General features: G+C 71.8%; 7 protein-coding genes. 1 reads left to right on the forward strand and 6 read right to left on the reverse strand.

Features of this window, described 5'->3' with window-relative positions:
- Window positions 1-965 (reverse strand): CocE/NonD family hydrolase (locus tag IEY93_RS38355; protein ID WP_229691297.1); only part of this gene is annotated, 965 nt, incomplete at its 3' end.
- A gap of 258 nt (window positions 966-1,223) precedes the next feature.
- Between IEY93_RS38355 and recQ the strand changes: the two genes are divergently transcribed.
- Window positions 1,224-3,107, forward strand: coding sequence for a DNA helicase RecQ (gene recQ / locus IEY93_RS19965; protein WP_189164614.1), 1,884 nt, complete (start codon window positions 1,224-1,226; stop codon window positions 3,105-3,107).
- A gap of 85 nt (window positions 3,108-3,192) precedes the next feature.
- Here recQ and IEY93_RS19970 read toward each other — a convergent pair whose 3' ends face one another.
- From IEY93_RS19970 to IEY93_RS19990, 5 genes are all read right to left on the reverse strand, one after another.
- Complete coding sequence (locus IEY93_RS19970; protein WP_229691298.1) at window positions 3,193-4,179, reverse strand: sulfite exporter TauE/SafE family protein; 987 nt, start codon at window positions 4,177-4,179, stop codon at window positions 3,193-3,195.
- 112 nt (window positions 4,180-4,291) lie between these two features.
- Window positions 4,292-5,326, reverse strand: a complete 1,035-nt coding sequence (locus IEY93_RS19975; protein WP_203968727.1) for an alpha/beta fold hydrolase — start codon at window positions 5,324-5,326, stop codon at window positions 4,292-4,294.
- Window positions 5,327-5,716: 390 nt separating this feature from the next.
- Window positions 5,717-6,661: a DNA polymerase domain-containing protein gene (locus IEY93_RS19980; protein WP_189164615.1), complete on the reverse strand. Its 945-nt coding sequence runs from the start codon at window positions 6,659-6,661 to the stop codon at window positions 5,717-5,719.
- 165 nt (window positions 6,662-6,826) lie between these two features.
- On the reverse strand, window positions 6,827-7,276 hold the full coding sequence (locus IEY93_RS19985) for a protein-tyrosine phosphatase family protein (RefSeq protein WP_189164616.1): 450 nt from the start codon (window positions 7,274-7,276) through the stop codon (window positions 6,827-6,829).
- Window positions 7,277-7,541: 265 nt separating this feature from the next.
- Window positions 7,542-8,480 (reverse strand): WD40 repeat domain-containing protein, encoded by a 939-nt coding sequence (locus tag IEY93_RS19990; RefSeq protein WP_229691299.1) that lies wholly within the window; start codon window positions 8,478-8,480, stop codon window positions 7,542-7,544.
- Window positions 8,481-8,485: the final 5 nt, after the last annotated feature.

Below are 8,485 nucleotides of genomic sequence, written 5' to 3' on the forward strand. Positions count from 1 at the left end.
AGGGCCTCCCAGTAGGTGCTGAAGTTGTCGCTCTTGACGTTGGTGTCGCCGAGCCCGTGCACCGCGAACACGCTGGCCCGCACGTTGCTCACGTCGGCCAGGGTGCCCTTGAGGTAGTCGCGCTCGGCCCAGAAGGCGTTGTAGTTCCCTGTCGCGTCGTCCTGGCCCTCGAGCAGGCGTTGCCGTACGGCGGCGCATTTGGCCGGCGGGTCGGTGTCGATGTCCTCCGCGAGCCACGGCATGTAGTCCACGGTGTAGAGCACGCCGTTCATGCGGATGTAGCGGTACCAGCTGCTGATCGCCGAGATGGGGACGATGGTCGACAGCCCCTGGACGCCGGTGCCCGCCACCGCGATGGGCAGCGTCCCGTCGTAGGACTTGCCGATCATGCCCACCTTGCCGGTGCTCCAGCTCGCCGTGGCCGGGCTGCCGTCGGGGTGGTACCCCTTGGCCCGGCCGTTCAGCCAGTCGATCACGGCCTTGCCCGCCGCGATGTCGGCGGCGGCGCCCACGTCCGGGCAGCCGTCGGACCGGTTGGTGCCGAGCATGTCCACCAGCAGGACGGCGTATCCGCGCGGCACGAAGTAGTTGTCGTAGAACAGCGGGAACTTGGCCGGCAGGCCGGAGGCGTCGTACTGCTTGCGCTCGCCCTCGTTGCCGCGTCCGACGGTGTCGTAGTACGGGCTCTCGTCCATGATGACCGGGACTTTCAGGCCCTGCTCGGTCTCCCTGGGCCGGACGAGGTCCACGGCGGCCAGGTCGTTCCTGCCGTCTCCGTCGCTGTCGATCGGAGTCTCCACGCGGATGTGCTCGCGGATGGCGTCGGCATAGGAGAAGACGGGCTGGGTCCGGCCGTCGGCGACGCTGATGCGGGGCACGGCCGAGGCGGTGGCGACGCCGCCGGTCGTGGCGGCCAGCGCCAGGGAGATGCCGATGGCGCCGAGCAATCGGGACGATCGCCGCAAGGTATGCCTCCGGGGGGTGCGCGCCGATCATGTACAGATCACTGCTATCTCAGCTGACAAAACATGTAAATACCGTCCCATGTCTTGATTTGTGGCTGGGCGCCGACCGGCCGGGGCGGTCGGCCACCCTGGCAGGCGTGGGGCCGGGTCGTCCACAGGGGCGAGCGGTCGTCCACAGGCGGTGCATGGGCTCGGGCGGTCGTCCACAGGGCGGGCGTGTTCGCATTCAGGAGGGCGGGCGGCTCATAGAATGACGCGGTGACCTCCTTAGACCATGGCCTCGAAGCGTCCGAAGCGCTGGGAGTGCTCGGCCGCGTGTTCGGCTACGCGTCCTTCCGCGAAGGCCAGCAGGAGATCATCGAGCACGTGGTCGCCGGCGACGACGCGCTGGTCCTCATGCCGACCGGCGGCGGCAAGTCCCTGTGCTACCAGATCCCCGCCCTCGTGCGGCCGGGCACCGGCGTGGTGGTGTCACCGCTGATCGCCCTGATGCAGGACCAGGTCCACGCGCTGACCGCGCTCGGGGTGCGGGCCGGGTTCCTCAACTCCACCCAAGATCCCGACGAGCGCCGGCAGGTCGAGACCGCGTTCCTCGCCGGCGAGCTCGACCTGCTCTACCTCGCGCCCGAGCGGCTGCGGACCGAGGCGGCGCTGCGGCTGCTCGAACGCGGCACGATCTCGCTGTTCGCGATCGACGAGGCCCACTGCGTCGCCCAGTGGGGGCACGACTTCCGGCCCGACTATCTCGCGCTCTCGATGCTGCACGAGCGCTGGCCGGACGTCCCGCGCATCGCGCTCACCGCCACCGCGACCCCGGCCACCCACGCGGAGATCACCGAGCGCCTCGACCTGCACAAGGCGCGCCACTTCGTGGCGAGCTTCGACCGGCCCAACATCCAGTACCGCATCGTCCCCAAGAGCGAGCCCAAGCGGCAGCTCCTGCAGTTCCTGCGCGCCGAGCACCCCGGTGACGCCGGCATCGTCTACTGCCTGTCGCGGGCCTCGGTCGAGAAGACCGCCGAGTTCCTGGTGGCCAACGGCATCGACGCCCTGCCCTACCACGCGGGCCTCGACGCCGCCACCCGCGCCGCCAACCAGGCCCGGTTCCTGCGCGAGGACGGCCTGGTCATGGTCGCCACCATCGCCTTCGGCATGGGCATCGACAAACCGGACGTGCGGTTCGTCGCCCACCTCGACCTGCCCAAGTCCGTCGAGGGCTACTACCAGGAGACCGGCCGCGCCGGGCGTGACGGCCTGCCGTCCACCGCCTGGCTGACCTACGGGCTGCAGGACGTCGTCCAGCAGCGCAAGCTGATCGACACCTCCGAGGGGGACGACGCCCACCGCAGGCGCCTCGCCCAGCACCTCGACGCCATGCTCGCGCTCTGCGAGACCATCGAGTGCCGCCGGGTGCGCCTTTTGGAGTACTTCGGCCAGCAGGGCGCGCCCTGCGGCAACTGCGACACCTGCCTGACCCCGCCCGAGGCGTGGGACGGCACGATCGCGGCGCAGAAGCTCCTGTCCGCGGTGGTGCGCCTGGCTCGCGAGCGCCGGCAGAAGTTCGGCGCCGGTCAGATCATCGACATCCTCCTCGGCCGGATGACCCCCAAGGTCGTCCAGCACGGGCACGACACGCTGACCGTCTTCGGCGTCGGCGCCGACCTGGACGAGGCCGAGTGGCGGGCCGTGGTCCGCCAGCTCCTCGCCCAGGGGCTGCTCGCCGTCGAGGGCGACTACGGCACCCTCGTGCTGACCGAGGCGAGCGCCGAGGTGCTCGGCCGCCGGCGCGAGGTGCCGATGCGCCGCGACCCGCAGCGGCCCGCGCGCGCGACGACCGTGGCGGCCGGCAAGACGGCCAAGACGGCGAAGGGCGCCGTGGCCGACCTGCCCGAGGAGGCCGTCCCGGTGTTCGAGCGGCTCCGCGCGTGGCGGGCCGCCCTGGCCAAGGAGCAGGGCGTTCCGGCGTACGTCATCTTCCACGACGCGACGCTGCGCGAGATCGCCGCGCGTATGCCCGCCACACTCGGCGAGCTGGCCGGGGTGAGCGGTGTCGGCGAGAACAAGCTGGCGAAGTACGGCGAGCTGATCCTCGGCGTCCTCACCTCCACCGAGCCTCCGGTCGCCCCCCTGCCCGAGCCCTAGCCCGGTCGCCCCCCCTGCCGGGGCCTGGCCTGGGCGTCCGTCAGGGGCGGCGCCGGTCGTCCGGCGGCGGGGCCGGGGGCGTCGCTCAGTGGGGGTCGCCGGGGGAGGGGGTGGCCTTGGCGGGGGTGGCCGCGGTCTCGGCCCAGGGGAGGGCGGGCAGGCCGTGCCGGGTGCGCAGGAACATCCAGAACACCGGCGCGGCGAGCAGGACGCCGATGAGCACCCACACGGTGGCCGTGGTGCTCACGCCGAACATCTTCAGCGCGGAGGCGAGCAGCACGAACGCCAGCGCCCGGCGGATCAGCCCGCCGGGGGCCCGTGAGGAGATGCGCGAGCCGATGTAGACCCCGGGGATCGACCCCACCAGCAGGGCCGCGGTGACCGAGAGCTGGAAGTCGCCGAACAGCAGGTGGCCGAGCGCCGCGGAGGTGACCAGCGGCACGGCCTGCACCAGGTCGGTGCCCACGAGCTGGTTCGCCTTGAGCAGCGGGTAGACCGCGAGCAGCGCGACGATGATCAGGGAGCCGGACCCGACCGAGGTGATGCCGACCACCAGCCCGCCGATGATCCCGATCACGACGGTGGGCAGCGGACGGATCTGGACGGCGGGCAGGGCGGTCGCCGCGGGCTCGCCGGGCTCGGCGGTGCGCCGGCCGGTGGCGGCGGTGCGGCGTTCGGCACGGTCCCGCATCGCGAGGTAGCCGCGGACGGCCAGGCCGCCCGCGGCGATCAGCAACGCGACGCCCAGCGCCTTCTGGATGACCTCCTGGACGTCCTGGCCGTCGCCGAGCGCCTTGGCGATCAGCACTCCGCAGAACGCCGCGGGCACCGAGCCGGTGCACAGCCAGGCCACCAGCCTGAGGTCGACGGTGCCCCTGCGCAGGTGCACCAGGCTGCCCACCGGCTTCATCACCGCCGCCGCCACCAGGTCGCTGGAGACGGCGGCCAGCGGGGGGACGCCGAAGAAGGTGACGAGCATGGGTGTCATCAGAGCGCCGCCGCCCATGCCGGTCAGGCCGACGACGATGGCGACCAGGAACGAGCCGATCGCCATGGTGTAGTCGAAGTCCACCCGTATACCCTACCAAATCCATCGGAATATAGCATTATTCCGATGCAGGGAATTACCCGGCCGTCTCGGCCGGGTAATTCCCGGGTCTACGTTCGTCCGGTTCTGTCGCAGGTCAGCGGACGCAGCCGGCCAGCTCGGGCCGGCTCGGGGTGGTGCTCTGCGCGGCGAAGAACAGGCGAGCGCAGTCGCGGAGGAAGGGCGCGTTCTCCTCGGGGACGAAGTGTCCCGAGTCCGGAGCCACCACCGGCCGGACGTCGTCGGCGACCGCGCGGAAGGAGTCGGCGACGCCGGTGCCGAAGGAGTACTGCCCGCCGATCGCGAGCACCGGCATGCTCAGCCGGGTGCCGGCGTTCGCCCGGTTGTTCTCGGCGTCGGCCGGGAACGCGCGGTAGTAGTTGTAACCGGCGCTGCGCCGCGCCGGGTCCGCGTACGCGGCGAAGTAGGTCTGCTTGTCGATCGTCTCGGGACGGTAGCTGAACTGGTACATCATGCCGAGATAGGTCGGGACGTCGTCATTGTCCATGATCGTCTCGGGGATCGGCGCCGGCGACATGTTGAAGCGGAAGTGCCAGCTGATGCCGTACAGCTCCTCCAGCCCGAAACCGGCCAGCGGGCTCTCCAGGACGGCGAAGCGGGTCACCTCGCCGGGGAAGTCGCGCGCGTACGGATAGGCGATCAGCGTGCCGAAGTCGTGCCCCATGAGCTGCACCTGAGTGAAGCCGAGCCGGTGGACGGCCTGCCGGATGCGCCGCGCCGTGGTGGCCTTGTCGAAGCCGTCGGTGGGGACACTGGACGCGCCGAGGCCGGGCAGGTCGAAGGCGATCACGGTGTGGTCCTTGGCCAGCTCCGGCATGATGTCGCGCCACATCCACCAGGTCTCCGGCCAGCCGTGCAGCAACACCAGCGCCGGGCCGCTGCCGCCGCGGACGTAGTGGAGATTGGCGCCGTCGACGGCCACCCGGCCGTGGACGAACCCGGGGGCGAAGCGCGCCGTCCCCTCGGTCGGCTCCGTCGCGGTGTCCGCGCCGGCGCCCGAGGTGAACAGGCTCATGAGCAGCAGGAGCAGCGCGCCGGCCGCGGTCACGCGTAACCGGCCTCGCCTCGGGCGCCCGCTCCGGACGAACGTCGGGTTTTCCTGGGGTGACATGAGTCCCCTTCTATCGAGAGGCCGCGGACCGTTCCACCCGCCACAAGGCGAGAAGGCGCGGCCGCGGGGGTCAGATCATCGATCGGCGGACGGCGGCCCCGTCCCGGGGCACCCGCCGCACTGATCATTTTCGGTGGACGGATGAAGCCTGCACGACATGAGCGCCGCCGTCTTCTTCGATCGTGCTCAACTCAACTGTCGCACGCGGCGGCAGGGACGGCGGTGAATTCGCCGGTCGCGCGTCGCCTTCGAGCGGGTCCGCCGAGGGAGGGGACGGCCCAGGTCCGGCGCCCGCGGGCGGCCGGCTCGCCGGAGGCCGGCGGTGACGGAGAAGCGCCTAGGGAGCACGAAGAGCCGGCGAAAATGCCCGGGCCGGCACCTGCGGAACGGTCACTGCTCCCGGCGGGCACGGGCGCGGCGTTTGCCCTCGTGCATGGCCTGCACGCGCGCCACGGGGATGGTGTGGCCCTGCTCGATCAGGTCGGCGGGCAGCCGCTGCGGCGGCGGCATCAGCTCGGCCCAGGGGTCGCGGTCACCGAGCAGCCGTGCCGCGGTGTGCACGGTGTGATCGCCGGGCGAGACGTGGGGAAGGTCCTCCCAGGGGACCGGAAAGGAGACCGGCACGCCGGGCCGGATGCGCGGGCTGTAGGCGGCGACGACGGTCGCGCCGCCGGCCCGGGTGGAGTCGACGAACACCTTGCCCTCGCGGTCCTCCCGGATGAACGCGGTCGTGGCCAGCGCCGGGTCGACCCGCTCGGCCCGGGCCGCCAGCGCGCGGGTGGCGGCGGCCAGGTCCTCCGCCGCGACGCCCTCCTCCACCGGCACGAAGATGTGCAGGCCCTTGGCGCCGCTGGTCTTGACCGCGCCCGCCAGCCCCGCGTCGTCCAGCGCGCGGCGCACCAGCCAGGCGACCTGGACGGCGAGCTCCCAGGCGTTCTCCTCCGGAGGGTCCAGGTCGAGCACGAGGTGGGTGGCGTGGTGGTCGCGCACCAGCGCGGGGTGGTACTCCACCGCCCGCTGGTTGGCGAACCACAGCAGCGTCCGCCGGTCGTCGCACACCGCGTAGGTGACCTCCCGGCGCGACGCCTCGGCCCACATCGTGACCGTGCGCACGAAGGAGGGGGTGTACTTGGGGACGTTCTTCTGCATGAACGGCGGCTGGCCCGGCCGCACCCGCATCACCGAGAGCGCCCGGCCGCGCAGTGCGGGCAGGATGCGCTCGTGCACGGCGTCCAGGTAGTCGACCAGATCGCGTTTGGTCGCGCCCGCCCCGTCGAACAGCGGTCCGTCGAGATTGGTCAGCGACACCCCGTCCCGCGTCTCATCGCCGCTCATCCGCCCCACGATGCCCCGCCCGCCCGCCCGGGTCAACCATGCCGGGCCCATGGCGTTCCCACGCCTTAACGCGCCGTTCCCGTGCCGGTCGCGCCCGCGGGCATCCGGCCGCTCGCACCCCGGCCGGGACCTGGTGCGCCCGGCGGGCGGGTGGCGCGGCGGCGCTCACTCCTCGGTGCGGCCGGCGAACCAGGCCACCCAGCGGCGCTGCCACGGCGTCTCGACGGCGCGCGGATGGTGGTGCTCGCGGGTCCAGGCGACCGCCTCCTCCGGGGTGAGGCCGGCGAGGGTGGCCAGGCACGCGAGCACGGTGCCGGTGCGCCCGACGCCGCCGCCGCAGGCGACCTCCACGTCGGCGCCGGTACGGGCGTGGGCGTGCAGCCGGATGATGGCACGGGCGGCCGCGTGCCGGTCGGCGGGCAGCAGGAAGTCCGGCCAGCGGATCCATTCGTGCGGCCAGGGCAGGGCCGGTTCGTGGCGGCGCTGGAGGCGGGCGGAGCCGAGGTACAGCCCGAACCCGGGCGCCGGCCCCGGGGGAACGGGCCGGCGAAGGCCCCGTCCGCGCACCTGAACGCCGTCGGGCATCCGGATCGCACCGGTGAACGATTCCGCCATACGGCAATTATCGCGCATTCTCCGGACGCGCTGATCATGAAATGAAATCGGGGATCCCGAGATTGATTATCCCGGCCGGCCAGGGGTTCCGCCGGCTGATTCCTCGCGCATGGCCGGGGCGCCGTTACCACGTGGCACGAGAGTGTCAGCGAGTAGTCTGTGCTGCCGTTCAGAGCGAGATGCGTGGCTTGGTCGGGCTTGCAGGGTCCCGGTGAGGAGCTTCGGAGCACTCACGATGGAGGAGCGGCTCCGGGCACATGCCCGGTCAGGGGCAGATTTTTCGGTACGCCGGGCCTTCCGGCACGTACCGCTCCCATTCTTCCGGAGTGAAGGAACGCCCCGCCTGAGCACACAGAAAGGACAAGGGTTCGACGAGATGGCTCACGTCCCACGACCACACCGTCCCGTCGTCGCCGCCGGCCAGCATCGTGCCGTCCGGCAGGAAGGTCACCCAAAAGGTCGTGCCCTGGTGGCCGGTGAGCCGGGTGATTTCCCGTTGGCTTGCCACGTCCCACAACCGCACCGTTCCGTCGTAGCCGCCGGTGGCCAGGGTGCGGCCGTCCCGGGCGAACGCCACCGAGGAGATCGCGTGCTGGTGGCCGTTGAGCCGGGCGATTTCCTGGCGGCGGGTCACGTCCCACAATCGAGCCGTCCGGTCGTTGCCGCCGGTGGCCAGGGTGCGGCCGTCCTGCGTGAACGCCATTGAGGAGACTCCGCGTTGGTGGCCGTTGAACCGGGCGACTTCCCGGTGGCTTGCCACGTCCCACAACCGCACCGTCCCGCCGATGTCGCCGGTGGCCAGGGTGCGGCCGTCCTGCGTGAACGTCACCGAGGAGACTCCGCCTTGGTGGCCGGTGAGCCGGGCGATTTCCCGGCGGCGGGTCACCTCCCACAACCGCACCGTTGTACCGCTGCCGCTGGCCAGAGTGTGGCCGTCCCGGGTGAACGCCACTGAGAAGACCCAGTGCTCGTGGCCCCTGAGCTGAGCGATTTCCTGGCGGCGGGTCACGTCCCATAACCGCACCGTCCGGTCGTAGCTGCCGGTGGCCAGGGTGCGGCCGTCCCGGGTGAACGCCACTGAGGAGACCTTGTGCTGGTGGCCGTTGAGCTGGGTGATTTCCCGGTGGCTTGCCACGTCCCACAACCGCACCGTTCCGTCGCCGCTGCCGGTGGCCAGGGTGCGGCCGTCCGGCGTGAACGCCACCGAGG

It is taken from the genome of Sphaerisporangium melleum (genome assembly GCF_014646695.1).
Lineage (GTDB): Bacteria > Actinomycetota > Actinomycetes > Streptosporangiales > Streptosporangiaceae > Sphaerisporangium > Sphaerisporangium melleum.

Coding starts and splice junctions, on each gene's coding strand:
- IEY93_RS19980 (WP_189164615.1), bottom strand. CDS start 6,661: ATGAGCGGCGATGAGACGCGGGACGGGGTGTCGCTGACCAATCTCGAC.
- IEY93_RS19985 (WP_189164616.1), bottom strand. CDS start 7,276: ATGGCGGAATCGTTCACCGGTGCGATCCGGATGCCCGACGGCGTTCAG.
- IEY93_RS19975 (WP_203968727.1), bottom strand. CDS start 5,326: ATGTCACCCCAGGAAAACCCGACGTTCGTCCGGAGCGGGCGCCCGAGG.